The 23,883-nt window shown below is 70.5% G+C and carries 26 protein-coding genes; 11 read left to right on the forward strand and 15 right to left on the reverse strand.

What is annotated here, in order from left to right:
- Nucleotides 1-93 precede the first annotated feature (93 nt).
- Nucleotides 94-453, reverse strand: a complete 360-nt coding sequence (locus OG792_RS26435) for a histidine triad nucleotide-binding protein (RefSeq protein WP_442932306.1) — start codon at nucleotides 451-453, stop codon at nucleotides 94-96.
- A gap of 22 nt (nucleotides 454-475) precedes the next feature.
- On the opposite strand from OG792_RS26435, the gene OG792_RS26440 reads away from it, so the two are divergent.
- From OG792_RS26440 to OG792_RS34810, 4 genes are all read left to right on the forward strand, one after another.
- Complete coding sequence (locus OG792_RS26440) at nucleotides 476-1,231, forward strand: SDR family NAD(P)-dependent oxidoreductase (protein WP_442932307.1); 756 nt, start codon at nucleotides 476-478, stop codon at nucleotides 1,229-1,231.
- 75 nt (nucleotides 1,232-1,306) lie between these two features.
- Entirely contained in the window at nucleotides 1,307-1,702 is a 396-nt protein-coding gene (locus tag OG792_RS26445; RefSeq protein WP_329103334.1) for a hypothetical protein, read from the forward strand.
- A gap of 13 nt (nucleotides 1,703-1,715) precedes the next feature.
- Nucleotides 1,716-2,201 carry a VOC family protein gene (locus OG792_RS26450; RefSeq protein WP_329103336.1) on the forward strand — a complete coding sequence of 162 codons (486 nt, stop codon included), beginning with the start codon at nucleotides 1,716-1,718 and terminating at the stop codon, nucleotides 2,199-2,201.
- Nucleotides 2,202-2,286: 85 nt separating this feature from the next.
- The gene (locus tag OG792_RS34810; RefSeq protein WP_442932504.1) at nucleotides 2,287-2,661 is read left to right on the forward strand and encodes a Scr1 family TA system antitoxin-like transcriptional regulator; all 375 of its coding nucleotides are present in this window, start codon (nucleotides 2,287-2,289) and stop codon (nucleotides 2,659-2,661) included.
- 39 nt (nucleotides 2,662-2,700) lie between these two features.
- Here the strand turns inward: OG792_RS34810 and OG792_RS26455 are convergent, their stop codons facing one another.
- Together OG792_RS26455 and OG792_RS26460 are read right to left on the reverse strand one after the other, a co-directional pair.
- Nucleotides 2,701-3,411: a PaeR7I family type II restriction endonuclease gene (locus OG792_RS26455; RefSeq protein WP_329103338.1), complete on the reverse strand. Its 711-nt coding sequence runs from the start codon at nucleotides 3,409-3,411 to the stop codon at nucleotides 2,701-2,703.
- Nucleotides 3,404-5,077, reverse strand: a complete 1,674-nt coding sequence (locus tag OG792_RS26460) for an Eco57I restriction-modification methylase domain-containing protein (protein WP_329103340.1) — start codon at nucleotides 5,075-5,077, stop codon at nucleotides 3,404-3,406. The genes OG792_RS26455 and OG792_RS26460 overlap by 8 nt, the downstream gene beginning before the upstream one ends.
- A 140-nt stretch (nucleotides 5,078-5,217) precedes the next feature.
- Between OG792_RS26460 and OG792_RS26465 the strand changes: the two genes are divergently transcribed.
- A complete protein-coding gene (locus OG792_RS26465) occupies nucleotides 5,218-7,656 on the forward strand; it encodes a beta-glucosidase family protein (RefSeq protein ID WP_329103342.1) in 2,439 nt (812 codons plus the stop codon).
- 29 nt (nucleotides 7,657-7,685) lie between these two features.
- On the opposite strand, the gene OG792_RS26470 is transcribed toward OG792_RS26465, so the two are convergent.
- The 3 genes from OG792_RS26470 to hrcA all read right to left on the reverse strand — a co-directional run bounded on the left by OG792_RS26470 (nucleotide 7,686) and on the right by hrcA (nucleotide 10,960).
- Nucleotides 7,686-8,420 (reverse strand): 16S rRNA (uracil(1498)-N(3))-methyltransferase, encoded by a 735-nt coding sequence (locus tag OG792_RS26470; RefSeq protein WP_329103344.1) that lies wholly within the window; start codon nucleotides 8,418-8,420, stop codon nucleotides 7,686-7,688.
- A 284-nt stretch (nucleotides 8,421-8,704) separates the two neighbouring features.
- Entirely contained in the window at nucleotides 8,705-9,838 is a 1,134-nt protein-coding gene (gene dnaJ / locus OG792_RS26475; protein WP_329111439.1) for a molecular chaperone DnaJ, read from the reverse strand.
- 99 nt (nucleotides 9,839-9,937) lie between these two features.
- Entirely contained in the window at nucleotides 9,938-10,960 is a 1,023-nt protein-coding gene (gene hrcA / locus OG792_RS26480; protein WP_329103346.1) for a heat-inducible transcriptional repressor HrcA, read from the reverse strand.
- Between the two features lie 276 nt (nucleotides 10,961-11,236).
- Between hrcA and OG792_RS26485 the strand changes: the two genes are divergently transcribed.
- The gene (locus tag OG792_RS26485; protein WP_329103348.1) at nucleotides 11,237-11,911 is read left to right on the forward strand and encodes a DUF4870 domain-containing protein; all 675 of its coding nucleotides are present in this window, start codon (nucleotides 11,237-11,239) and stop codon (nucleotides 11,909-11,911) included.
- Between the two features lie 61 nt (nucleotides 11,912-11,972).
- On the opposite strand, the gene hemW is transcribed toward OG792_RS26485, so the two are convergent.
- Nucleotides 11,973-13,196 (reverse strand): radical SAM family heme chaperone HemW, encoded by a 1,224-nt coding sequence (gene hemW / locus OG792_RS26490; protein WP_329103350.1) that lies wholly within the window; start codon nucleotides 13,194-13,196, stop codon nucleotides 11,973-11,975.
- A gap of 17 nt (nucleotides 13,197-13,213) precedes the next feature.
- Here hemW and OG792_RS26495 point away from each other — a divergent pair, with 17 nt between their 5' ends.
- Nucleotides 13,214-13,999, forward strand: a complete 786-nt coding sequence (locus OG792_RS26495; RefSeq protein ID WP_329103352.1) for an enoyl-CoA hydratase-related protein — start codon at nucleotides 13,214-13,216, stop codon at nucleotides 13,997-13,999.
- A gap of 190 nt (nucleotides 14,000-14,189) precedes the next feature.
- The gene (locus OG792_RS26500; RefSeq protein ID WP_329103354.1) at nucleotides 14,190-15,053 is read left to right on the forward strand and encodes a hypothetical protein; all 864 of its coding nucleotides are present in this window, start codon (nucleotides 14,190-14,192) and stop codon (nucleotides 15,051-15,053) included.
- Between the two features lie 16 nt (nucleotides 15,054-15,069).
- On the opposite strand, the gene OG792_RS26505 is transcribed toward OG792_RS26500, so the two are convergent.
- The 5 genes from OG792_RS26505 to OG792_RS26525 all read right to left on the reverse strand — a co-directional run bounded on the left by OG792_RS26505 (nucleotide 15,070) and on the right by OG792_RS26525 (nucleotide 19,437).
- Nucleotides 15,070-15,714 carry an MOSC domain-containing protein gene (locus OG792_RS26505; protein WP_329103357.1) on the reverse strand — a complete coding sequence of 215 codons (645 nt, stop codon included), beginning with the start codon at nucleotides 15,712-15,714 and terminating at the stop codon, nucleotides 15,070-15,072.
- 103 nt (nucleotides 15,715-15,817) lie between these two features.
- Nucleotides 15,818-16,099: a GlsB/YeaQ/YmgE family stress response membrane protein gene (locus OG792_RS26510; RefSeq protein WP_329103358.1), complete on the reverse strand. Its 282-nt coding sequence runs from the start codon at nucleotides 16,097-16,099 to the stop codon at nucleotides 15,818-15,820.
- Nucleotides 16,100-16,180: 81 nt separating this feature from the next.
- The gene (locus OG792_RS26515) at nucleotides 16,181-16,708 is read right to left on the reverse strand and encodes an NUDIX domain-containing protein (protein WP_329103359.1); all 528 of its coding nucleotides are present in this window, start codon (nucleotides 16,706-16,708) and stop codon (nucleotides 16,181-16,183) included.
- Entirely contained in the window at nucleotides 16,705-18,597 is a 1,893-nt protein-coding gene (gene lepA, locus OG792_RS26520) for a translation elongation factor 4 (RefSeq protein WP_329103361.1), read from the reverse strand. The genes OG792_RS26515 and lepA overlap by 4 nt, the downstream gene beginning before the upstream one ends.
- Before the next feature lie 255 nt (nucleotides 18,598-18,852).
- Complete coding sequence (locus tag OG792_RS26525) at nucleotides 18,853-19,437, reverse strand: DUF4240 domain-containing protein (RefSeq protein WP_329103363.1); 585 nt, start codon at nucleotides 19,435-19,437, stop codon at nucleotides 18,853-18,855.
- Between OG792_RS26525 and OG792_RS26530 the strand changes: the two genes are divergently transcribed.
- Nucleotides 19,430-19,561, forward strand: coding sequence for a hypothetical protein (locus tag OG792_RS26530; RefSeq protein WP_329103365.1), 132 nt, complete (start codon nucleotides 19,430-19,432; stop codon nucleotides 19,559-19,561). The two genes, OG792_RS26525 and OG792_RS26530, sit on opposite strands and share 8 nt — an antisense overlap.
- Nucleotides 19,562-19,565: 4 nt before the next feature.
- Here the strand turns inward: OG792_RS26530 and OG792_RS26535 are convergent, their stop codons facing one another.
- A complete protein-coding gene (locus tag OG792_RS26535; protein WP_329103367.1) occupies nucleotides 19,566-20,096 on the reverse strand; it encodes a DUF4240 domain-containing protein in 531 nt (176 codons plus the stop codon).
- 195 nt (nucleotides 20,097-20,291) lie between these two features.
- Here OG792_RS26535 and OG792_RS26540 point away from each other — a divergent pair, with 195 nt between their 5' ends.
- Entirely contained in the window at nucleotides 20,292-21,281 is a 990-nt protein-coding gene (locus OG792_RS26540) for a phosphotransferase family protein (protein WP_329103368.1), read from the forward strand.
- 176 nt (nucleotides 21,282-21,457) lie between these two features.
- Complete coding sequence (gene rpsT / locus OG792_RS26545; protein ID WP_329103370.1) at nucleotides 21,458-21,730, forward strand: 30S ribosomal protein S20; 273 nt, start codon at nucleotides 21,458-21,460, stop codon at nucleotides 21,728-21,730.
- A gap of 129 nt (nucleotides 21,731-21,859) precedes the next feature.
- Here rpsT and OG792_RS34815 read toward each other — a convergent pair whose 3' ends face one another.
- Together OG792_RS34815 and holA are read right to left on the reverse strand one after the other, a co-directional pair.
- On the reverse strand, nucleotides 21,860-22,897 hold the full coding sequence (locus OG792_RS34815) for a hypothetical protein (RefSeq protein ID WP_442932308.1): 1,038 nt from the start codon (nucleotides 22,895-22,897) through the stop codon (nucleotides 21,860-21,862).
- Nucleotides 22,894-23,868 carry a DNA polymerase III subunit delta gene (holA, locus tag OG792_RS26555; protein ID WP_329103371.1) on the reverse strand — a complete coding sequence of 325 codons (975 nt, stop codon included), beginning with the start codon at nucleotides 23,866-23,868 and terminating at the stop codon, nucleotides 22,894-22,896. The genes OG792_RS34815 and holA overlap by 4 nt, the downstream gene beginning before the upstream one ends.
- Nucleotides 23,869-23,883 lie beyond the last annotated feature (15 nt).

The following is a 23,883-nucleotide window of genomic DNA, read 5'->3' on the forward strand; positions in this document are numbered from 1 at the left end:
ACCCTCCACCGCCACGTTCCCGCCACCGTCAAGATCACGCTGATGATATCGGCGGCGCCACCCCGTACGCCGAGGACGGTTGCCCGGCAGCGGTCAGCCGGCGAGCATCGGCCCGAGCGGGGCGCCACCGAGCAGGTGCGCGTGGGCGTGGAAGACCTCCTGGCCGCCCCACGGCCCGGTGTTGAAGATCAGCCGGAAGCCGTCCAGGGTCAGCCCCTCCTGCTCGGCCACGGTCGCCGCCGTTTCCAGCACTGCACCCGCCAGCGCCGGATCCGCCTCGGCCAGCGTCGCCACATCCACGAAGTGCTCCTTCGGGATCACCAGGATGTGCACCGGTGCCTTCGGCGAGATGTCGCGGAACGCGAGCGTCGTTTCGGTCTCCCGGACCACGGTCGCCGGAATCTCGCCGGCCACGATCCGGCAGAACAAGCAGTCAGTCTCCACGCCCGGCATGCTATGCCTCCGGGGGATGATGATGCGCGTGACAGGACGAGCGGTGCTGGTGACCGGGGCCTCCCGGGGAGTCGGACGGGCGGTGGCGACCGCGTTCGCGCAGAGCGGCGACCGGGTGGCGGTCCACCACCGGGAGTCCGCCGAGCTGGCCGAACAACTCGCGGCGGCGCTGCCCGGCACCGGACACGTCGTGGTCCGAGCCGATCTGACCGACCCCGAAGCCGTACGCCGGATGGTGGACGACGCGGCCGCCCGGCTCGGCGGGCTGGACGTACTGGTGAACAACGCCGGGCAGTCGACGCCGCACCCGATCACCGAAACCACGTACGAGCAGTGGCAGCAGCACTGGCGCCGGACGATCGACCTGAACCTGGTCGGTGCCGCCAACGTCACCTGGTGCACTGTCGCGCACATGCGGGAGCGGGGCGGCCGGATCGTCAACGTCTCCTCGCGGGGCGCCTTCCGGGGCGAGCCGAACCACCCCGCGTACGGCGCCAGCAAGGCCGGGCTGAACGCGCTCGGCCAGTCGCTGGCGGTGGCGTTGGCCCCGTACGGCATCGCGGTCGCCACCGTCGCACCCGGCTTCGTCGAACCGGACCTGACCAACGAGCACATCAAGGCGCCGCGCACCGCGGCGATGCGGGCACAGAGCCCGTTCGACCGGGTCGCCCGCCCGGAGGAGATCGCCGCCGCCGTGCACTGGCTCGCCTCACCGGCCGCCGAGTGGGCCTCCGGCACCATCCTCGACCTCAACGGTGCCTCGTACCTGCGCAGCTGACCGGAAGCCCCGGGCTCAACATCAAGAGACGCGTTGGGCCCTGCCGCATCCGGTCCCGCAATTAGGCTCCGAGATATGGGCGACGGGGCGCAGACACGGCTCGAACGGATTCTCGACATGCCGCTGGCGGACGACGCCGTACGGCAGTGGCCGCAATCCGGTGAACTGATTCGGGGCCGGAAAACGATTGCCGAGGTGGAGTCGCACTTCGTCGGACTACGGCTCGCGGTAGGGCAGCGTACGGATGCCGGCGACGCCCGGATCGTGGAGTGGAGCAACGACTACGGCGACGGTCGGATCTACCGGAACGTGACGATAGCCAAGGTACGGGACGGCAAGGCGGTCCAGGTCACCGACTACTGGGGCGAGCCGTTCCCGACGCCGGAATGGCGCGAATCCCTGCACGAGAATCTGGACATGCCGGCGGGTGGCAGATGGCCGGTAGCCGATGACCTCGTGGGCGACGACTGACCGGGCCACGCACATGACCAGCACTCCCGGCGACTCGACGTCGGCGCCGATCGGCCTGACCGCGACCGCTCACGTGGGGATCACGGTCGCCGACCTGGACCGGTCGATCGCCTTCTACCGACTGCTCACGGGCATCGACCCCAGTGTCGGAAACGAACGGACCGAGGGGCCCGAGTCCCCCGACCAGCCCGGTTCACCGCCGGCCCGGCTGAGGTACGCCATCTTTCAGCTTCGGGACGTACGCATCAACCTGGTGGAATTCGACAGACCATCAGCCGACCGGGCTGTGGTGGCCGGCGACCGACCAGGCAGCATGCACCTTTGCTTCCGGGTCGACAACCTGGACGATGTCCGGGAACGCATGACGGCGGCCGGCATCGAATTCCTCGGTCTGCCCTTTCGGTACGTGGACGCGGACGCTCCCACCGGCGCCCCCGGCACCGAGGTCGTCTACTTCGACGACCCAGACGGCACGACCCTGGAACTGAACGCGGCATAGTCCCGCCCCCGATCGCCGGGAAAGGCCGTCCCGGCACCGTCCAGCCGCAAAAGCGGGCGACCCACCACCGACCTACCGCCAGTACATCGGCCTGGAATCCGCCGCCGACGAGCTACAGAACTTCGAGACCATCGTGGTAACGGGTCATCTTCAGACCGAGGAGTACGCCCGCGCGATCGCGAGCGGCGGGGCGACCCAGCCCGCACCCGAAGCCATCGAGCAACGCGTCGCGGCTCGGTTGGACCCGGAGTGTCTACATCGAGGGCCTGACCGGCGACCTCTGCGCCGAAGGCGAGGATGTCCGGCGCTGTACCGTCGTCTTCAACAGCCTGCGCGCCTCGGCGTTGTCCGCGAGGGCGTCGACTGCGATGATCAAGAAGATCCGGGACGGCGAGTACCAAGATCGAGACGGCCAGCGCGTCGAAGCTCGGTACGTCGACCGCACCGCCCAGATACGTGACAGCCGGGACAAGTCCGGCCCGGTGCTGGCGTTTCGGCCTCAGCCGAGGACTTGACGAACATAATCGACCCGGCCTTGCACAGCCGCCCGGAACGCCTTTCCAGTTGCCGTCGCGAGGGGTTCGTCGTAGTAGACAGCACCGTGGTCGTCGATCCAAGTCGTGATAAACCAGCCGAGCTGGTACACGTTGTCACTCATCAAGCGACGGATCATCTCCTGGTAGCGCTGACTGTAAGACATGCCATGGAAAGCAGGGTCCACCGGAAACAGGGCGGACATATGACGACCAGCCTTTTCGGTCTCTGAGCTTTCCTCCAGGACGAAGACGTAGCCGAGCCAGGGCGGGATATCCCCGAACGCTTCGAACTTACGCTGCGCCTCCTTCGCGTCAGTTCCCGCTCCTAGAGCCTCTTCGAGACGGTTGCTGATATTCTTGCCGACACTACCGACCTGACTCTTGAATTCGAACGCAGCAACCAGCGCTCCTCTGTACCGTACCGCCAGGTCCCAATTTTTGCGGGCTCGGTAGTAGCCGGGCAGGTACGGCTCCCTGACAATCGCCTCTTCGGGCATTCCAGCCTCGACGAATATCGACGCCACAAGCTCACGGATTCCGTTCATGTGCTTACCGGCGCGGGCGCCACCACCGGCGGCACCCCGGTCAGGCAAGGCAGCCAACTGAGCAGTGCGCTTATCCCAGAACAGGGAAACTGCGTCGCTGGTGGGATCGGGGATGGTGTCGTCAGACAAGTTCGTAGTCCTTGAGGTCGATTCCGTACGCCTCGGCGGCAGCCACGGTTGCCGCGTCGACGTCACGATCGCGAAATGCCCGCGCGAGCCGGGCGCGGGTACCGGCGTGTACGGCATCGGGGCGAGGTACCCGGATCTTCTTCAGATACTGAGCCTGAAAGCGCAGCGTATTGCCATTCATGCGTACGCAGTAGGCTTCGATGAACGCCTGCGCGATCCGGGACAGCAGCAATCCCCCGAGAACGTTCAGGTCCCACTTGTCGGAAACCACGTAGTACAGGTTGTGGTGTGGATAGTGCCCGCCCGATTCCAGCACAGGATGAATGGTGGACTTCATATCCTGTAGCAGTAACTTATCCCGCCCGGTCAGATTGGGATCGACCTTGTCGATGGTCCGGTACCAGGCCGCCGGGGTCTTCGTCGCCACGTATCGGCCGCGCAACTTCAGCCTGTGCGCCCTGAAGTAAGCATTCAACCTCGGGTAGTGGTCGAGGTCAACCAGTGATCCGTCCTCGTGCCAGGGGTTGACCAGGTAGGTGCCCGACCAGGCGAAGGTCCCCGACGTCAGGTCCCGGACCATCGCCAATGGGATCAGCCGCTCGGACTCGACGCAGTGCGGGTCCGTCGTCATGAAGACCCCGTCGGCCCCGGTTGCCACGCCGATACTGACCTTTGTCCCCGTCTCCGCGTCGTGCAGCGGACGGAACTTGTCGTTGAGTTTCTCGATCAGCCTCAGCCGGGCCGGGCTTCCCGTCGGCCATGACTCGTCGCCGCCGAACCAGTGGGGCAACCTGTATGCCTCGACACCGCGCCCGCTGAACCCCGACGCCCGAGCGGTGGCGCTCCAGGCCACCAGCCGCGCCGCCGTGTGCTCGTCGAATCGGGCGGTGGTGTCAGCGACGATCACACCGCCCTGCTCGCCCTGACGGATTACCGTGATGGCCGGGTAGGCGCACACCTGCTGCTCGAAGGCGTCGACATCATGCATGACCCAGACATGGTCGAGGGCGTAGCCGTCGGCGACCATCTTGCGTAGGCCCCTGCCGTACTGGTTGCGCATCCATCTGTCCGCGCAGATGAACGCCACCCGTCCCCCCGGACGCAGAATCGACAGAGATCGTTCGATGAAACCGACGTAGGCATCGGCCCGCCCGCCCATCGCTGGCCAACGCTTGCGGTACTGCCCCGCCAGCTCGTCCGGGATGTCCTCCAGCCGGATGTAGGGCGGGTTGCCGATCACGATGTCGGCCCGATGGTCCGGCGATATCCACCGCACGTTTCCACTCAACAGGTAGTCACCGCTCACCACCCACAAGCGGGCCAGCCGCTGGGCATCGTCCGGGTCAACTCCAGAGGTGACCAGCGTGGCGGCGATCCGCGCGCGCAGGTCCGAGGCAAGCTGCGGCTGAACCTCCCACGCCCGGATGCAGTCGGCAAGCTCGTCGATCGCGTGGCCGTGGGCTCGGGCACTGGTCAGCAGCCGCTCGATCGCCGGCAGTAGAAACGCCCCCGCCCCCGCCGAGGGCTCGACCAGCCTCAGCAGGGCCAGATCGCGGTCGACAAGGTAGCCGGACAGGTCGAGTAGTACGTCCACCACCCACCGGCGCGTGAAGACGTCACCAAACGTACGTTCCTGCTGACCCTGATCCATTACAACTGCCGACACGTCAGCCACCCTAGGCGGAGCCCTCGCCGACACGCGAGGCGACCTGCGGACGACCACGGGTATCGGGGTGTGGATGGGCATGCGGGGGCGGCTTTCGGCTGGCAGGATCGAGCGGAATCGACCTTTCAGGGGGCGGCGGGATGACGGCAGCGGCGACAGCTTCGGCAACCGAGACGGCGATCGAGCGGGCGCTGACCGCGCTCGACCTGGAAACCAAGGCCCGGCTCCTGTCCGGCCAGGACTGGTGGACCCTGCCCGCACTGCCCGAGATCGGGCTCCGCTCCCTGGTGATGTCCGACGGGCCGATCGGCGTACGCGGAATCGGCTGGACCCCCGACGACCCGTCGGTGGCGCTGCCCAGCCCGACCGCGCTCGCCGCCACCTGGGATCCGGAGCTGGCCAGGACAGCCGGCCGGCTGCTCGGCCAGGAGGCCCGGCGCAAGGGTGTGCACGTGCTGCTCGCTCCCACGGTCAACCTGCACCGCAGCCCGCTCGGTGGCCGGCACTTCGAGTGCTACTCCGAGGATCCGCTGCTCACCGGCGAGATCGGCGCCGGCTATGTCACCGGCGTGCAGGACCAGGGCGTCGGCACCACGGTCAAGCACTTCGTCGCCAACGACTCCGAAACCGAACGGTTCACCGTCGACGTACGGGTGTCCGACCGGGCGCTGCACGAGCTGTACCTGGCCCCGTTCGAGCGGATAGTGGCTGCCGGAGCATGGGGCGTGATGGCCGCGTACAACGGGGTCAACGGCGTCACCATGACCGAACACGCCGACCTCCAACACGGGCTCCTGAAAGAACGCTGGGGCTTCGACGGGTTCATCGTCTCCGACTGGACCGCCGCCCGGTCTGCGGTGGGCACCGCCAACGGCGGGCTCGACGTGGTGATGCCCGCCCACGGTGACCCGTGGGGGCCACAACTGGTCGCCGCCGTACGCGCCGGCCGGGTCGCCGAGGACATGGTGGACGACAAGGTACGGCGGGTTCTGCGCCTCGCCGCACGGGTGGGCCTGCTGGACGGCGTACCCCCGGCGGTGGAACCCGACGATCGGCCGGCGCCGCTGCACGGACCCGACGTGGCGCGTTACATCGCGACCCGCTCCTTCGTGCTCGCCCGGAACGTCGCCGACCTGCTGCCGCTGGACTCGACCGCGCTGCGCCGAGTAGCGGTCTGCGGCGCGCTCGCCACCGACGCGAGGATCCTCGGCGGCGGCAGCGCCCAGGTCGTCCCGGAGCGGGTCGTCTCCCCGCTCGCCGGGCTCACCCTCGCGCTACCCAACGCCGAGGTCACGTACGCGATCGGCGCCGACCCCCGGCCGAGGCTCGCCGCCGCCGGCGGCGAACAGTGGTCCTCGATCACCGCGACCCTGCGCGACGCCGACGGCGAAGCGCTCTACCGGGCCGAGTTGAGCACCGCCGTCGCCCGCTGGTTGGGCGCCCTGCCCGCCGGCGTCGACCCGACCGAACTGGCCTCGGTCGAACTGTCCGCCCGCTGCACCCCGCACACCAGCGGTGAACACCAGCTCTCGATCGACGGGTTCGGGCTGTTCAGGCTCACCGTCGCCGGCACCGAGATCTTCGACGGCCCGCTCTTCGACGGGGAGCAGGACCCGGCGGAGACATTCCTCGCCCCGGTGGAGCGACGCTTCGCGATCACCCTGCTCGAAGGCGAACCGGTGCAGGTGACCCTGACCCAGCAGGTGGTCGAGGGAATGGCCGGCGCCGTGCACTTCGCCCTCGGCCACGCCGCACCGACCGCCAGCCCCGACGAGTTGATCGACGCGGCCGCCCGCGCCGCCGCCGAGGCGGACGTGGCCGTCGTCGTGGTCGGCACCACCGAACAGGTCGAGTCCGAAGGCTTCGACCGGACCAGCCTCGCCCTGCCCGGCCGCCAGGACGAACTGGTCAGCCGGGTCGCCGCGGCCAACCCGCGTACGGTCGTCGTGGTCAACGCCGGCTCCCCGGTCCTGATGCCCTGGGCCGACGAGGTGGCGGCGATCCTGCTCACCTGGTTTCCGGGACAGGAGGCCGGTGCCGCGCTCGCCGACGTACTGCTCGGCGTGGCCGAGCCCGGCGGGCGGCTGCCCACCACCTGGCCCCGACACGCCGACGACGCACCCGTCCTCTCCACCGCCCCGACCGACCGCACCCTCAGCTACGACGAGGGCGTTTTCATCGGCTACCGGGGCTGGCGGGCCGAACCCCTCTTCCCGTTCGGCCACGGCCTCGGCTACACCACCTGGGCGTACGAGTCACTGACGGTCGACACCACCGCCGACAACCCGGTCGCGGTGGTGACGCTGCGCAACGCCGGCAGCCGTACCGGCCGTGAGGTGGTACAGCTCTACGTCGGCCCGGCCGAGCCCGACCCCGAGCGCCCGACCCGGCAACTCGCCGGCTTCGCCACGGTCACCGCCGCACCCGACGAGACGATCACCGTACGCGTCCCGCTGGCCGCCCGCTCCACCCAGATCTGGGCCGGTCAATGGCGTACGGTCCCCGGCCCCTACACCGTAGAAGCCGCCCGAGGCGTCGCCGACATCCGCCTGACCACCACCCTGGAAGTCACCGACTGACCGTCGGCCCCCGGCCCGATCGATCCGGCCTACCAGCGCCCAAGCCTCGCCGACAACACAGCCAGCGCCGCCACGCCCGCGGTCGACGTACGCAGCACCGCCGGACCCAGGCGCACCGTCCGCGCACCGACCGCCTCGAATGCGGCCACCTCGGCCGGGGTTATGCCGCCCTCCGGCCCCACCACCAGCACTATCTCCCCGCTCGCCGGCAGCTCCACGGTGGAAAGCCCCACCGTCGCCTCCTCGTGCAGCACGAAGCCCGCCGCCGCCCCGGCGATCCGGTCCACCACCCGCCCGGTCGACTCGTCCGGGGGCCCGGCCACCACCGGCAACCACGACCGGCGGGACTGCTTCGCCGCCTCCCGCGCGGTCGCCACCCACTTCTCCCGCGCCCGGCCACCCCGCTCACCGCGCCACTGCACCACCGAACGGGACGCCGCCCAGGGCACGATCTCGTCCACCCCGACCTCGGTCATCGCCTGTACGGCCAACTCGCCCCGGTCCCCCTTGGCGATCCCCTGCACGACCACCAGACGCGGGTCGCACGCATCGTCGTACGCCAACGAGCTGATCCGAAGCTCCAACGTCCCCCGGCCGACGGCCGTCACCACCGCGCTGGCCGTGCCACCCCGCCCATCCGCGAGCAGCAACCCCTCCCCCACCCGCAACCGCTGCACCGTAGCCGCATGATGCCCCTCAACTCCCCCCAGCGTGAACACTTCCCCCACCGGCAGGTCCTCCACCAAAAACAACGCCACAGACACGAAGAAAGGCTAACCGCTCCCCCACCCCCACCCCCACCCCCAATAAGGCCCCTCACGTAGAAAAAGAGTGGCTACCCCCAAAGGAATAACCACTCTTTCTCTACAACTTGCCAATCACCCCGCCAGCTTTGACCGCAACCAACGTCGCGAGTCGACCGAGCGCCGCCGCGGTGACTTCGTCCGAGGACGACGAGGCGAAGCCTTCGTCGCCCGCAGGACGAAGTCACCGCACCTGGGCGGCGCGAAGCGGAGCGAGCCGCCCCGGCGGAGCCGGGGCCAAAAAACTAGTGCCCGTTGAACGCGTCTCGCATGCGGGAGAAGAAGCCGCCCTGTTTGCTCAGCTCGGCCACCTCCTCGCCCCTGGTCTTGGCGAAGTCGCGGAGCATGCGCTCCTGGTCGGCGTCGAGCTTGGTCGGGGTACGGACGTCCAGGTGGACGAAGAGGTCACCCCGTCCGGTGCCGCGCAGGTGCGGTACGCCACGGGCGCGCAGCCGCAGGGTGCTGCCCGGTTGGGTGCCCGGCTTGACGTCGACGGGTTCGTCGCTGTCCAGCGTCTTGATGGTGAGCCGGGTGCCCAGCGCGGCGGCGGTCATCGGCACGGTGACCCGGCAGTGCAGGTCGTCGCCCTTGCGGGAGTAGACGTCGTGGGTGCGTTCGTGGATCTCGACGTAGAGGTCGCCCGCGGTGCCGCCACCGGGGCCGACCTCGCCCTGCTGGGCGAGCCGGATCCGCATGCCGTCCTCGACCCCGGCCGGGATCTTGACGGTCAGCGACCGGCGGGTACGGACCCGGCCGTCACCGGCACAGGTCGGGCAGGGTTGCGGGATGACGGTGCCGTAGCCCTGGCAGACCGTGCACGGCCGGGACGAGACGACCTGGCCGAGGAAGGTCCGCTGCACCGACTGGACCTCGCCGCGCCCACCGCACGCCTCACAGGTGGCGAGATGGGTGCCGGCGGCGGTGCCCGCACCGGCGCAGGTGGTGCAGAGTACGGCGGTGTCGACGGTGATCGGCGCCTCGACGCCGAAGGCCGTCTCGTTCAGGTCCAGTTCGAGGCGCAGGATGGCGTCGGCGCCCGGCCGGGTACGTGGCCGGGGCCCCCTGCTCCCACCCGCGGCACCGAAGAAGGCGTCCATGATGTCCTGGAAGCCGACGAACGGGCCGGCTCCGCCGGGTCCGGCACCACCGCCGCCACCGCCGGGGGCCAGGGGGTCCCCGCCAAGGTCGACGATCTGGCGCTTCTGGTCGTCGGAGAGGACCTCGTAGGCGGCGTTGATGTCCTTGAACTTCTCGTGCGCCTCCGGATCCGGATTGACGTCCGGATGGAACTGCCGCGCCAGCTTGCGGTAGGCGCGCTTGATCTCGTCGTCGGAGGCCCCCCGGCTGACGCCGAGAATCCCGTAGTAGTCCTTGGCCACTGTGTTCCGTGTCCCCATGTCAGTCGTGCCGTCCGCCGATGTTGTCGGGTCAGCTTGTCGGTCGGTTCCGCGCCGGTGCTGCCCGCTGCCCCGGCGCCATCAGTTCTGTGCCAGTAGGTCGCCCACGTAACGGGCGACCGCGCGTACGGTCGCGATGGTGCCGGGGTAGTCCATTCGGGTCGGCCCGAGCACCCCGAGCCCGCCGAGGATGTTGCTGCCGGTGCCGTACCCGGTGCTCACCACCGAGGTGGCCCGCAGGTTGTCGATCTCATTTTCGTCGCCGATCCGAATTCGCAGCGTACTGGGTTCGACCTCGCCGAAGAGCTTGAGCAGGATGACCTCCTCCTCCAGCGCTTCGAGGATCGGGCGCAGCGAGCCCTGGAAGTCGAGCAGCCCGCCACGGGTCAGGTTGGCCGTGCCGGCCAGGGCGATGCGTTCCTCGTTTCGTTCGACGAGGGTTTCGAGCAGGACCGTCGCCAGGGTCACCATCGCCGGGCGCAGGTCGGGTGTGACCTCGTCGACGAGTGCCTGGACCAGCGGCGGGGTGTCGGAGAGCCGGCTGCCGACGAGTTTCTCGTTGACCAGTCGGCGCAGGTCGGTGACGTCGTCGGCGAGCAGTGGTGCGGGCATCTCGACCAGGCGCTGTTCGACCCGACCGGTGTCGGCGATCATGACGAACATGAGCCGGGTGGTGGAGATCGGCACGAGTTCCAGGTGACGTACGGACGAGCGGGCCAGGCTGGGGTACTGCACCACGGCGACCTGCCGGGTGAGCTGGGCGAGCAGCCGGACCGTACGGTGCACCACGTCGTCGAGGTCGACGGCGCCGACCAGGAAACGTTCGATGGCCCGGCGTTCGGCCGGGGTGAGCGGCTTGACCCGGGAGAGACGGTCGACGAAGAGGCGGTAGCCCCGGTCGGTGGGCACCCGGCCGGCGCTGGTGTGCGGCTGCCGGATGTAGCCCTCTTCTTCGAGTACGGCCATGTCGTTGCGGACAGTGGCCGGCGACACACCGAGTTGGTGCCGTTCGACCAGGGCCTTGCTGCCGACCGGCTCCTGGGTGGATACGTAGTCCTCCACGATCGCGCGCAGCACGTCGAGCTTGCGGTCGTCGAGACCCATCCTCACCTCCCTGCGACCGGGTCGGTGCGAGCACCCGGGCCACCAGTCTGGCACTCGACTGTAACGAGTGCCAGTCTACGACGCGGGCCCACCCGGTTGCGATGATCGACCTCGCGCCGCCAGGAGAACCTGGTTGACCCGGTGGCGGAGATCATGGGTGATCTGGTGGACCGTAACCGACCCGATGTCGGCACAACAGCTTCAGTCGGCAATTGTCCACCGGTCGTCACCCGTGGTAGGTGGCGTCGCTTGATCGATACCCCTACCGTGACCACCATGACTGAACCACCCCGCCCTCCCGGAGAGGGCGGCAACGGCGGTCACCCGCCGGAACCGCCGACCGCTCCGTTCACGTCGCCGGGCTCGTACCCGAGTCCCGGTGAGGCTCCGCCGCCCGGGTACGGCCCGCCGCCGGCCGCCCCGCAGTACGGCTCCCCTCCGCCAGCCCCGCAGTACGGCGCACCGGACGCGCCCGGCGGCGGCTATCCCCCGCCCGGTGGCTACCCGCCACCGGGTGGTTATCCCCCGCCCGGTGGCTACCCCCCGCCGGGTGGTTACCCGCCCGCCGGCGGTGGCTACCCGCCGCCCGGCGGCTACCCGGGCGGCCCGGTCCCGCACGGGTACGCGAACAGCGACGAGAAGACCTTTGCCCTGATCGCGCACTTCGGCGGCATCGTCGTGGGTTTCATCGCCCCGTTGATCTCGCTGTTGGCGAAGGGCAAGGAGTCGCCGACCGTACGGGTGCACGCGGTCGAGGCGCTCAACTTCCAGATCACCTGGGCCGTCGCCACGTTGGTCGCGGTGATCCTCGGGGTCTGCTCGTTCGGGCTCCTCGCCTTCCTTCCCTTGATCACCTGGGCCGTGGTGGTCGTCTTCTCGATCATCGGCGGTCTCAAGGCGAACGAGGGTGCCGTCTACCGGTACCCGATGACGTACCGCCTGGTGAAGTAGCTGTCGTGCGCTGGCTCGGGTCGGTCCGAACCGGCCCGAGCCAGCACGGGGGGCCGCCGGCTCAGGGCAGCAGGTCGCGTACCACGGCGTCGGCGAGCAGTCGGCCGCGCAGGGTCAGCACCGCCCGGCCGGCCGCGTACTCGGGCCGGCTGAGCAGACCGTCGGCCAGGGCCCGGTCCGCTCCGAGTCGGCCGGCGTCGTCGAGCCCGGCCAACGGCAGACCGGAGTCCAGCCGCAGCCGCAGCATCACGTCCTCCATGTGCCGATCGTCACCGGTGAGCAGTTCCCGCGCCTGACCGGGAGACGCACCGGCGGCGAGGCGGTCCGCGTACGCCGTGGGGTGTTTGACGTTCCACCACCGCACGCCGCCGACGTGGCTGTGTGCCCCCGGACCGAGGCCCCACCAGTCCCCGCCGGTCCAGTAGAGCAGGTTGTGCCGGCACCGGGCGTCGGCGGTGCGGGCCCAGTTGGAAACCTCGTACCAGGAGAAACCGGCCGCGCCGAGGGCGGCCTCCGCGGCCAGGTAGCGGTCCGCCGCCACGTCGTCACTCGGGTACGGCAGCTCGCCGCGCCGCATCCGACCGGCCAGCCGGGTGCCGTCCTCCACGATCAGGGCGTACGCGCTGACGTGGTCGACGCCCGCCCGAGTGACCGCGGCCAGCGAGGCGGCGAAGTCGTCGGCGGTCTCGCCCGGCGTGCCGTAGATCAGGTCCAGGTTCACGTGGTCGAACCCGGCGTCACGCGCCTCCAGCGCGGCCTGGACCGCCCGTCCCGGGGTGTGCTTGCGGTCGAGCAGGGCGAGCACCCCGGCGGCGGCGGACTGCATACCCAGCGAGATCCGGGTGTAGCCGGCGGCCCGCAGCGTCTTGAGCGACTCCGGGGTCACCGATTCCGGGTTCGCCTCCGTGGTGACCTCGGCGTCGGCGGCCAGCCCCCAGGTCCGGTCGATCCCGTCCAGGATCCGGGCCAGCTCGTCGGCGGGCAGCAGGGTCGGGGTGCCGCCGCCGACAAAGACGGTGTCCACCCGCCCCGGCGGGGCCTCGCCCAGCACCCGCCCGGCCAGCGCCAGCTCGGCCAGCACCGAGTCGGCGTAGCCGTCCCGGCCACCACCGCCGCCGAGTTCGGTGGCGGTGTACGTGTTGAAGTCGCAGTATCCGCACCGGCTGGCGCAGAAGGGCACGTGCACGTAGACCCCGAACCCCCGGGCGCCGACGGCGGCCAGGGCGGTACGGGGCAGCGAACCGTCAGCGGGTACGGGTTCACCTTCGGGGAGGACGCCGGGCATGCGACTAGTGTGCCGGCATGACCGCAGCCGCTGACACTCTCGTCCGGGTGTCGACCGCCGCCGGGGTGACCACGCTCACCCTGGACAGCCCGCGCAACCGCAACGCGCTCTCCACCCCGCTGATGACCCAGCTGCTCGCCGCCCTGGCCGACGCTGTGACCGACGACACCGTACGGGTGGTGGTGCTGTCGCATAACGGGCCGGTGTTCTGCTCCGGTGCCGACCTGAAGGAGACCGCGGCGGCGTTCGACAGCGGCTCGGTGCCGGCCGGGATGCTCGGCGACGTACTCGCCGCCGTTGCGGAGTGCCCGAAGCCGGTCCTCGCCCGGATCGCCGGACCGGCCCGCGCGGGCGGCCTGGGCCTGATCGCCGCCGCCGACATAGCGCTCTGTGCCCGGGAGGCGACGTTCGCCTTCACCGAGGTACGGATCGGGGTGATCCCGGCGGTGATCTCGGCGACCGTATTGCCCCGGTTGCAGCCGCGCGCCGCCGCCGAGCTGTACCTGACCGGCGAGACCTTCGACGGGGAGCGGGCCGAGCGGATCGGGCTGGTCAGCCGGGCGGTGCCGGCCGACGAGCTGGACGCGGCCGTGGCCGACTACTGCGCCGCCCTGGTCCGGGGTGCGCCCGGCGCCCTGGCCGGGACCAAGGAGCTGCTGTCCCGACCGGCCGGTGCCGACCTGCGGGCCGAACTCGCCCGGCTCGGCGCCCTGTCGACCGGCTACTTCCGGTCCGAGGAGGGGCGGGAGGGAATCCTCGCGTTCCGCGAGAAACGGCCGGCTCGTTGGGTACCCGGGGCCTGAACAGCGGCGGACGGGGTTGGTCACCGGTATGGAACCGATGAAGATCGAATGAGCACAGGTCTGCCGGGAAAACAAGGCTGGCCGAGAGTATGGCGACGGGACGTACGCTAGGCGCTGTTCGACGATCATCGCCGGCCCGGACGGGCCGGGGATCGACGCGGACGGGTCGGGCCGACCGGACGAGCAGGGGGTGCGGGTGCGGACGAGAGCGATGGTTGCCGCCGGTGTGGCGCTCGCGGCGGTTGCCGCCTTCGGGGTCTATCTCGGTTCGCGCGAGATCGTCGGCAAGCTGCCGCTGCCCACGGCCGTGCGGGGCTGCACCGTCGAGGCCGACGGTCGGGTCAACCTGAACCCGGAGCAGATGGCGAACGCCGCCACGATCGCCGCGATCGGCACCCAGCGCAAGATGCCCGAGCAGGCCGTGATCGTCGCCCTCGCCACGGCGTTCCAGGAGTCCAGGTTGGAGAACCTGGCCGGCGGCGACCGCGACTCGATCGGTCTGTTCCAGCAGCGCCCGAGCCAGGGCTGGGGCACCCCGGAGCAGATCCGGGACCCGCGCTACGCGGCAAACAAGTTCTACGCCGCGCTGAAGAAGGTCAAGGGCTGGGAACAGATGCGGGTCACCGACGCCGCCCAGAAGGTGCAGCGGTCGGCGTTCCCCGAGGCGTACGAGAAGTGGTCCGACGAGTCGGCCGTACTCACCAGGGCGCTGCTCGGCAACGCGACCGGGGCCGTCTCCTGCACCGTCGGCAGCAAGCCGCTGCTGCGTGGCGACGCCGCCGCGACCGCGCTCACCACCGGGCTCAACCTGGACTGGGGCAGGTTGCAGACGACGGCGCCGGCCGAGCTGACCGGTCTGGCGGTGCCCGCGGCCAGCGTCCAGACCGGCTGGCGCTACGCCCACTGGCTCGTCTCGCACGCGGGCGACAACGGCGTGAAGCGGGTCAGCTTCGAGAATCTGGAATGGACGGCCGACGAGGGTTCGTGGGCGCCGATCACCGACGGGTCGGCCAACTCGACGCTGGTCGTGGCCGAGGTCTACGCCGAGGGATAGGACACCGGCGGTTCCGCTAGCCCGGCCGGCCGGCGGTCCGCCGCTCGGCGCGCTCCCGCAGGTGGGCCGGGAGTTCCGGTACGTCGAGCAGGCGCGGCAGCAGTTCCGGGCTGATGTTGAGGGCGCGGAACGTCTCCCCGATGGTGATTCCGTGTGCCGGTCGGTGCACCACCGTCACCGAGTCGCCGACCGTCACCTCGCCCTCACGGAGCACCCGCAGGTACGCCCCCGGCAGCGCCCGCGCGACGAACCGCTTGATCAGGTCCCGTACGTCCCAGAAGCCGGCGAACGTCCGGCACGGCGTACGCGGCTGGCTCACCTGTAGCAGCGCCGAACCGACCTGCCACTGCTCGCCGATGACCGCCCCGGTCAGGTCGACTCCCTCGGTGGAGAGGTTCTCGCCGAAGCCGCCCGGCGGGATCTCCCGCCCCAGTTCCCGCGACCACCAGTCGGCGTCCTCGCGGGCGTACGAGTAGACCGCCTTGTCCGGCCCGCCGTGGACCGAGAGTTCGCCGACGAAGTCGCCGGCCACCCCGCCGGTGCGCAACGCCACCGGTTCCGTCGTCGGCCGCTTGTCGATGCCGGTGCGTCCGCTCGGGTCGCCGGCCCAGGCCGCCCGCGTCACCAGGCCCAGGTTGACCGAAACAACTCTGCCCGTCATGTTCCACACCCTACGACGCCCCCGAGACGTACGGCAGGGGCGCCGGACCGGGTTCGGTCGGACGCCCCTGCCATGTCGTACGGGGAGGTGCTGTTACCGGGGGTCAGTAGCGGCTGACGCTGCGGCGCCCACCGACACCGGCCACGATGGCCACCGCGATCGCCGCGACGACAACCTGTACCAGCAGCTCGCGCCAGTCGATGCCGGCGGTCTCGGTGGCGATGCCGGCGGCCCGTGCGATCACGGTGCCGAGCAGCGCGGCGCCGACGCCGATCAGCATGTGCAGCCAGATCGGCATGTTCTGCTTGCCGGGCACGACCAGGCGGCCGAGGGCGCCGACGATCAGGCCAACAATGAGTGCGGTGATGATGCCAACAACAGTCATCGGTCGTCTCCTACTCGGGTCATTCACACCCTGTCGTGTGCTGACCGGTTAGTGCCCGACCCGTCGAAATCTCAAACCGACTCAGAGTCCCAGTTGTCGCGCGGCTGCCCGAACGGCCTCGTTCATGGTCTCGAAGGCCAGTTTGGGAGGGTCGGCCAACTCGAACCACGCCATCTCGGACGCCTCCGCCGGGTCGAGCCGGATCTCACCGGCGTCGATCGCGGCAAAATAGAACACATCCAGTACGGGCAGCGTCTCGCCCTGGTACTCGTAGCTGCCGAGGTACATGCCAACACAGTCGCCGAGGGTGACCTCGACGCCGAGTTCCTCCCGTCCCTCCCGGACGGCGGCGGCGCTCGGGTGTTCCCAGCCGTTGCAGAAGCCGCCCGGCGTCGCCCACTGCCCGGAGCAGGGCTCGGCGGCGCGCAGCAGGCCCAGGAAGCGGGGCGTGACCGGGTCGCCGTCGAGCACGATCAGGCAGGCGGTCGGGCGGGGGTTGACGAACAGGTTGTAGCCACAGCGACCGCAGGCGATGGGCGGGGCGCCGGCCAGCGGCGCCCCGCAGCGCGGGCAGAACGAGGCGTCCGGCCCGTACGCCCGCAGGGTCACTTCTTGCCGCCCGCCTTGCCGCCCTTGCCGTCGCCGGACGACTCGTCGGAGGAGAGCGCGGCGATGAATGCCTCCTGCGGCACCTCGACCCGGCCCACCATCTTCATCCGCTTCTTGCCTTCCTTCTGCTTCTCCAGCAGCTTGCGCTTACGGGTGATGTCACCGCCGTAGCACTTGGCGAGCACGTCCTTGCGGATCGCCCGGATCGTCTCGCGGGCGATGACCCGGTTGCCGATCGCGGCCTGGATCGGGACCTCGAACTGCTGCCGGGGAATCAGCTTTTGCAGCTTCGCCGCGATGGTGACCCCGTAGTTGTACGCCTTGTCCTTGTGCACGATCGCGCTGAACGCGTCGACCGGCTCGCCGTGCAGCAGGATGTCCACCTTGACCAGGTCGGACTTCTGCTCACCGGAGGGCTCGTAGTCCAACGACGCGTAGCCCTTGGTGCGGCTCTTGAGCTGGTCGAAGAAGTCGAAGATGATCTCGGCGAGGGGCAGGGTGTAGCGCAGTTCCACCCGGTCGGCGGAGAGGTAGTCCATGCCGAGCAGGTTGCCCCGGCGCCCCTGGCAGAGCTCCATCACCGCGCCGACGTAGTCGTTCGGCGTCAGTACGGTGGCCCGCACCACCGGCTCGTACACCTCGACGACCCGGCCGGTGGGGTACTCGCTGGGGTTGGTCACGGTGATCTCGCTGCCGTCCTCCAGCAGCGCCCGGTTGACCACGTTCGGCGCGGTGGAGATCAGGTCGAGGTTGTACTCGCGCTCCAGCCGCTCCCGGATGATCTCCAGGTGGAGCAGGCCGAGGAAGCCGCAGCGGAAGCCGAAGCCGAGCGCACCCGACGTCTCCGGCTCGTAGTCGAGCGCGGCGTCGTTGAGCTTGAGCTTGTCCAGCGCGTCACGGAGGTTGGGGTAGTCCGAGCCGTCGATCGGGTAGAGACCCGAGTAGACCATCGGCTTCGGGTCCTTGTAACCACCGAGCGCCTCGGTCGCCGGCCGGTTGTTGATGGTGACGGTGTCGCCGACCCGCGACTGGCGTACGTCCTTCACGCCGGTGATCAGGTAACCGACCTCGCCGACGCCGAGCGCGGTGTGTTTCTCCATCTCGGGCGAGATGACCCCGATCTCCAGCAGCTCGTGCACCGCGCCGGTGGACATCATCTTGATCCGCTCGCGGGCCTCGATTCGCCCGTCGATCACCCGGACGTAGGTGACCACGCCCCGGTAGACGTCGTAGACCGAGTCGAAGATCATCGCGCGGGCCGGGGCGGCGGCGTCACCGACCGGCGGCTTGAACTGCCGCACGATCTCGTCGAGCAGGTACGGCACCCCGTCGCCGGTCTTACCGGAGACCCGGATGCAGTCGCTCGGCTCGCACCCGATCAGGTGGGCCAGCTCCTCGGCGTACTTCTCCGGTTGGGCCGCCGGCAGGTCGATCTTGTTCAGCACCGGGATGACGTGGAGGTTGTTCTCCATCGCCAGGTAGAGGTTCGCCAGCGTCTGCGCCTCGATCCCCTGCGCCGCGTCGACCAGCAGCACGGCACCCTCGCAGGCGGCCAGCGAACGGGACACCTCGTACGTGAAGTCCACGTGTCCCGGGGTGTCGATCATGTTCAGCACGGCGTGCTCGCCCTGCTGCTCGCCCTCCCGTACGGTCCACGGCATCCGGACCGCCTGGCTCTTGATGGTGATGCCGCGCTCGCGCTCGATGTCCATCCGGTCCAGGTACTGCGCCCGCATCTGCCGCGGGTCGACCACGCCGGTGAGCTGCAACATCCGGTCGGCCAGGGTCGACTTACCGTGGTCGATGTGGGCGATGATGCCGAAGTTCCTGATCCGGCCGGGATCGGTGGCACCAGGAGTGTTCGCGCCTGGGTCGGGCGTCGGTGGCACGGCGGTCCGTTCTAGTCGGGCTGGCAAGAGCGGGTCTAGTCGAGCGGGTCTGGTCGGGTCGGCAGCCGTCCGGCTGCCCGACGCTGGGGCGGGCGCGCCGGCCCGGTGGGCGCGGCGCGACGGCCGACGCTCGCGCCGACCACTCTCTATGATCCCATGCCCCCGGGACTCCCCGGCGCAGCCCGTCTGCTCAGCCGGCAACCGACCGGCGGCCGACCCGCAGCCGACGCTGCTTCAGCCGGCGGCCGACCCCGGTCAGAGCCGGGCGGGTGACAGCGGGAACAGCTCGGCCAACCGTGGGTAGCGGGCCACGGCCTGGGCCCGGTCGCGCGGGTCGAAGTCGTCGTCGGTCGGCTCGGGGCTGAGCAGCAGGTCGTGCCCGTCCCGCTCCAGCACCGCGTCGAGCCCGTCCGGCCCGCCGGTCACCCGCTCGTACGCCGCGTCCGCCACGTAGTCGAGCCCCTCCCAGTCCGGCCACTCGTCGTCGTCCCAGTCCCCCGACGACCGCCCGGCCAGCCGACGTACCGCCGGCACCTCGACCAGCTCGTCCGGATCACGCACCACCCGCTCGAACACCTCCCGACCGAGCCCGACCAGCCAGGCCTGGAAGTAGAAGAACCCGTCGTCGGAGCAGAGTCCGCCACAGATCCGGTACGCGGCACCCCACAGGTGATGGGTGTCGGCCCGGCGGCGCAGTTCGTCCAGCCGTACCGAAAAGTCCGTGATCTCGGCGGCCGGCAGCTCCGCGAGCCGGTCGGTCAGCCACTCCAGCCGGTCGTCGGGTGCGTCGGCGAGGACCGCCGACCGTTCGATCAGCGCCCAGAATCCGTCGATGTCCACGGCCCGGCAGCGTGCCACCCCGGTACGACAGCACCCCGGCCCCGCCGTGCAGAACGACAATGACCGCCGCCGCTGGCAGCAGAACGACGATGACCGCCGCCGCTGGCACCGGCCGGGTGCGTAGATGTTCAGTCCGGCGGCTCCACGAAGAGCGCCGCGAGCCGGGGCAGCTGCTGGCGGGCGCTCGCCTCGTCGTCGAAGTCCCAGAACTCGTCCAGCTCCGGGTAGGTGGCGTGCTGCTGGTCCGGCAACTCGGACGCGGTGGCCTTCCGGTACGCGTCGTGGGCGATCTGCAACACGTCCTCGGCCTCGAACTCCTCGCCGGTGACCGCCGCCTGTGCAACCGCCGGCAGGACGGCCAGCGAGTCGGGGTCCTTGACCGCCTGGGCGAAGGTCGCCCGCCCCTGTAGCACCAGCCAGCAGCGGAAATACTCGAAGCCGTCGTCGGAGCAGCCACCGTTGATCAGGTACGCCGCGCCCCAGAGATCGGCCCGGTAGGAGGCGGCCAGCACCCGCCACAGGTGCTGGTCGAAGCCGGCGATCTCGGTCACGTCCCGAGCCGCCAGCAGGGCCACCGCCCGCGCCGTGATCGCCTCGGTGCTGCCGTCGGCACCGGTGCGGGCATCATCGATCAGCGCCCAGAAGTCGTCGGTCCTCATGTCCCGGCAGTCTGGCAGACCGCTGTGACATCCCCCGCCACCCCCGCCGCCGGTGACGGCGATGCTCGTGGACCGGTCCCGCCAGCCCCTCCACCAGTAGTCCCGCCAGCCCCGCCACCAGTACTGGTGGACCGGTCCCGCCAGCCCCGCCACGGGTGCCGGCGACGGTGGGGCCGGCTGAGGCAGGATGGGGGCATGTCCGCGAGTTCGTTACCGCTGGTGCCGTACGGTGCGACCGCCGTCCGGCCGGACTGGGCCGATCTGCCGGCGGAACTGCGCGCCGCGATCGGCGCCCGGCTCGGGGCCCGGGTCAGTTGGGCGACCACCGCCGGTGGCGGCTTCACCAACGGCTTCGCCGGGGTGCTCGACACCACCGCCGGGGACCGGGTCTTCGTCAAGGCCGCCTCGCTCGCCGACCAGCGCCACCTGAGCGACTGGTACGCCCGGGAAACCGCGATCATCGCCGCGCTCCCGCCCGACCTGCCGGTCGCCCGCCCCCGGTGGACCCTCACCACCGCCGGTCACTTCGTCATCTGTCTGGACGCCATCGACGGCCGTACGCCTGCCCTGCCGTGGCACCCGGCGGACCTGTCCGCCACGCTCCAGGCGTACGCGCGGGTGGCGCAGGCGCTGCGCGAACCCCCGGCCGAACTGGTCGCGCTCGGCCTGCCGCAGCTCGCCGACCTGCTCCGGGCCGACCTGTCCTGGTGGCGGGAGATCGTCGACGGGCGCGAGCCGGTGCCGGCCGGGGTGCCGGCGAGCCTGCGGGGGCGGCTGCCCGAGCTGGCCGCCCTGGAGGGCCTGCTGCCCGGTTACGCGTACGGCAGCAGCGTGATCCACTGCGACCTGCGGCTGGACAACGTACTGATCGACCGGGCCGGCGCGGCCTGGATCTGCGACTGGAACTGGCTCTGTTTCGGGCCCGCCTGGTTCGACCTGGCCGGGTTCCTGGTCACCGTGTACGCCAGCGGGCTCGACGCCGACCGGGCCTTCGCGACGCATCCGGCCGCCCGGGACGCACCGGCCGACGGGCTGGACGCCGCGCTCGCCGCGCTCGCCGGATACTGGCTGGTCCGGGCGACGGCGGAACCCTCGGGCGACTCCCCGCACCTGCGGGCGCACCAGCGGTGGAGCGGCGAGACGGCGCTGGGCTGGCTGGCCGCCCGGCGGGGTTGGCGGCCGTGACAGCACCGCCGACCAGGGGCCGGACGGTGACCGGTTTTGGCCCCACCGGGCCGACCTGGTAACCTGACTTTTCGCGTGTGGCGATGTAACTGTGTGTTGGTGCCCCGGAGGGCCTACGCCGATCGTCGCCCGTGCATCAAGCTGACCAACCCGAGCTATCAAGACGAGGCTGTCGCGTGGCGAACATTAAGTCCCAGATCAAGCGCAACCGGCAGAACGAGAAGCGCCGGCTGCGCAACAAGTCGGTCAAGTCGTCGCTGAAGACCGCCATCCGCAAGTTCAACGAGGCGACTGTCACCGGTGACGCCGAGCAGGCCACCGCGCTGATGCGCGACGCCTCGCGCAAGCTTGACAAGGCTGTCAGCAAGGGCGTCATCCACCAGAACCAGGCGGCGAACCGCAAGTCGGCAATCGCCAAGCGCCTGGAGTCGCTCTCCGTCGCTGCCTGACGGACTCGACACAGACTTCACCGCTACGCCCCGAGCCGAGAAGGCTCGGGGCGTAGCTCTGTCCTATCAGCGCTCTGTCGTGATAACCGGCGCAGCTCCGGTCTCATCAGCCGATCACACAGCGCCTGCCTATTGCTCGTAGTAGTGGGTGCCCGACTGACGGGCGCGCTGCTGCGGCGGGTCGGCCGGGTCGGTCCATCGCCCGGCCTGCTGGCCCGGCCACTGCTCGGTCCGCTCCCCCGCCGCTGGGTGCGCGTTGGCAGGGCGCCCGATCGTCGTACGGCGGGAACCCGGGTGGCCGGAGTTGGCGCGGATCCGGCTGGCGGCGACCCGCCCCAGCACCACCCGCGCGACCGCCGGCAGCGCCTCGGCCGCTCCCGGCTCGACGGACTCGGGTGCACCGGACGTGCCGGGCTGTGGCCGGGTCCGGTCCGCCGTGCCACCACCCGCCTGCGCTCCGCCGCCGACCGGGCTGGCAAAGCCGCTGGCGAGGTCGTCTCCGGCCGGGTTGCCGGTGCCGAAGGAGGCAGGGTTGCCGGTGCCGTACGCGTCCGGCGCGCCGATCGCAGCGGGCGGCGGCGCGTACGGGCTGATTTTCCACGCGTCGGGCACTCGGGCTCGGCCGACCGCCGGCAGCATCTCCCGCCGGAACCGCTCCTGTTCCAGGTCGGGCACTCGGGCCGCGTTGCGGACCACGGCGGCGGCGACCAGGTCGTTGAGCTTGACCATGACGGCGACCGTCACCGGCAGGACCAGCACTCCCCACCAACTGACCAGTTCGGCGAGCGCGAGCAGCAGACCCAGGGCCACCGTGCCCTCGAAGAAGAGGAAGCAGAGCAGGCCACCGGGGTCGACGTGGTGCAGCCGGAGCACGCGGGAGTACAGCGGGCGTACCCGCTCGTCGTCGACGGGCGGGGGCTGGTGGACGGGTTCGAGCAGCCGGGGGTAGACCCGTACGGTGGGTTGGTCGGCGCGCGAGGCCCCGTCGAGGTCGGCGCAGACCTCCGCGACCAGGCCGGGGTAGCTCACGGCGACGTTCCCGGCGACCATCGGGCCGGCATCGTCCAACGCTTCCGACAGGTCCGGGTAGCTCGCCTCGTCGGCCGTCCGGCGGCGCCAACCAACGGGTAACCGGACGGGCAGTCGAAGATGGGGTGGCCCGCTCATCGCGTACCACTTCCGGTGCGGGCCGCGGCGACCGCGAAGACGGCCCGTTCCAGCGCGTACGCCCGGTCGTCGGCACCGCCCTTGACCGCGGAGTTGCACTCGGCGGCGGCCTGCATCGCGTCCACCAGCCCTTCCGGGGTCCAGCCGCGCCCCTGCCGCTGGGCCCGCTCGATCTTCCACGCCGGCATGCCGAGGGTGCTGGCCAACTGGTACGCGCTACCTCGCCCGGCGGAGCTGACCCGGGCGACCGTGCGTACGCCGTCGGCGAGGGCATCGGCGATCGGCACCGGGTCGACGCCGACGTGCAGTGCCCAGCGCAGCGCCTCCAGCGCGCCGGGCAGGTCACCGACCATGGCGGCGTCGGCGACGGTGAAGCCGCTCACCTCGGCCCGCCCCCTGTAGTACCGGGCGACGGTGTCGGCACCGATCCGCCCGTCGGTGTCGGCGATGAGCTGGGCGCAGGCGGAGGCGAGTTCACGCAGGTCGTTGCCGACTGCGGCGACCAGGGCGGCAGCCGCGTCGTCGGTGGCCTTGCCGCCGCCGCGCCGCAGTTCGTCGCGGACGAAGGCGATCCGCTCCCGCTCGCCCTTGAGCTTGGCCGCCGGGATCACTGTCGCTCCGGCGGTCCGCAGCCCGTCGGCGAAGGTCTTGCCCTTGGCGCCACCGGCGTGGGCCACCACCAGGTGGACGTCCGGGTCGGGGTTCTTCGCGTACGCGAGCAGCACGGTGACCAGGTCCTTGCGGGCGTCCTGGCCGTTGCGCAGCAGCAGTACCCGGCGACCGCCGAACAGGGACGGGCTGAGCATCTCGGCGACCTCGCCGGGGTTGACCGAGCCGGCCTCGTAGTCACGGACGTCGGCGCCGGGATCGATCTCGCGGGCCGTTTCGGCGGCCCCGGCGAGCGCCCTGGTGACGAGCAGTTCCTCGTCTCCGAGGACGAGCAGGACCGGGGCGAGGCTAACGGAGGTCACCTGAGCATCGTCGCA

It is taken from the genome of Micromonospora sp. NBC_01699 (assembly GCF_036250065.1).
Taxonomy (GTDB): Bacteria; Actinomycetota; Actinomycetes; order Mycobacteriales; family Micromonosporaceae; genus Micromonospora_G.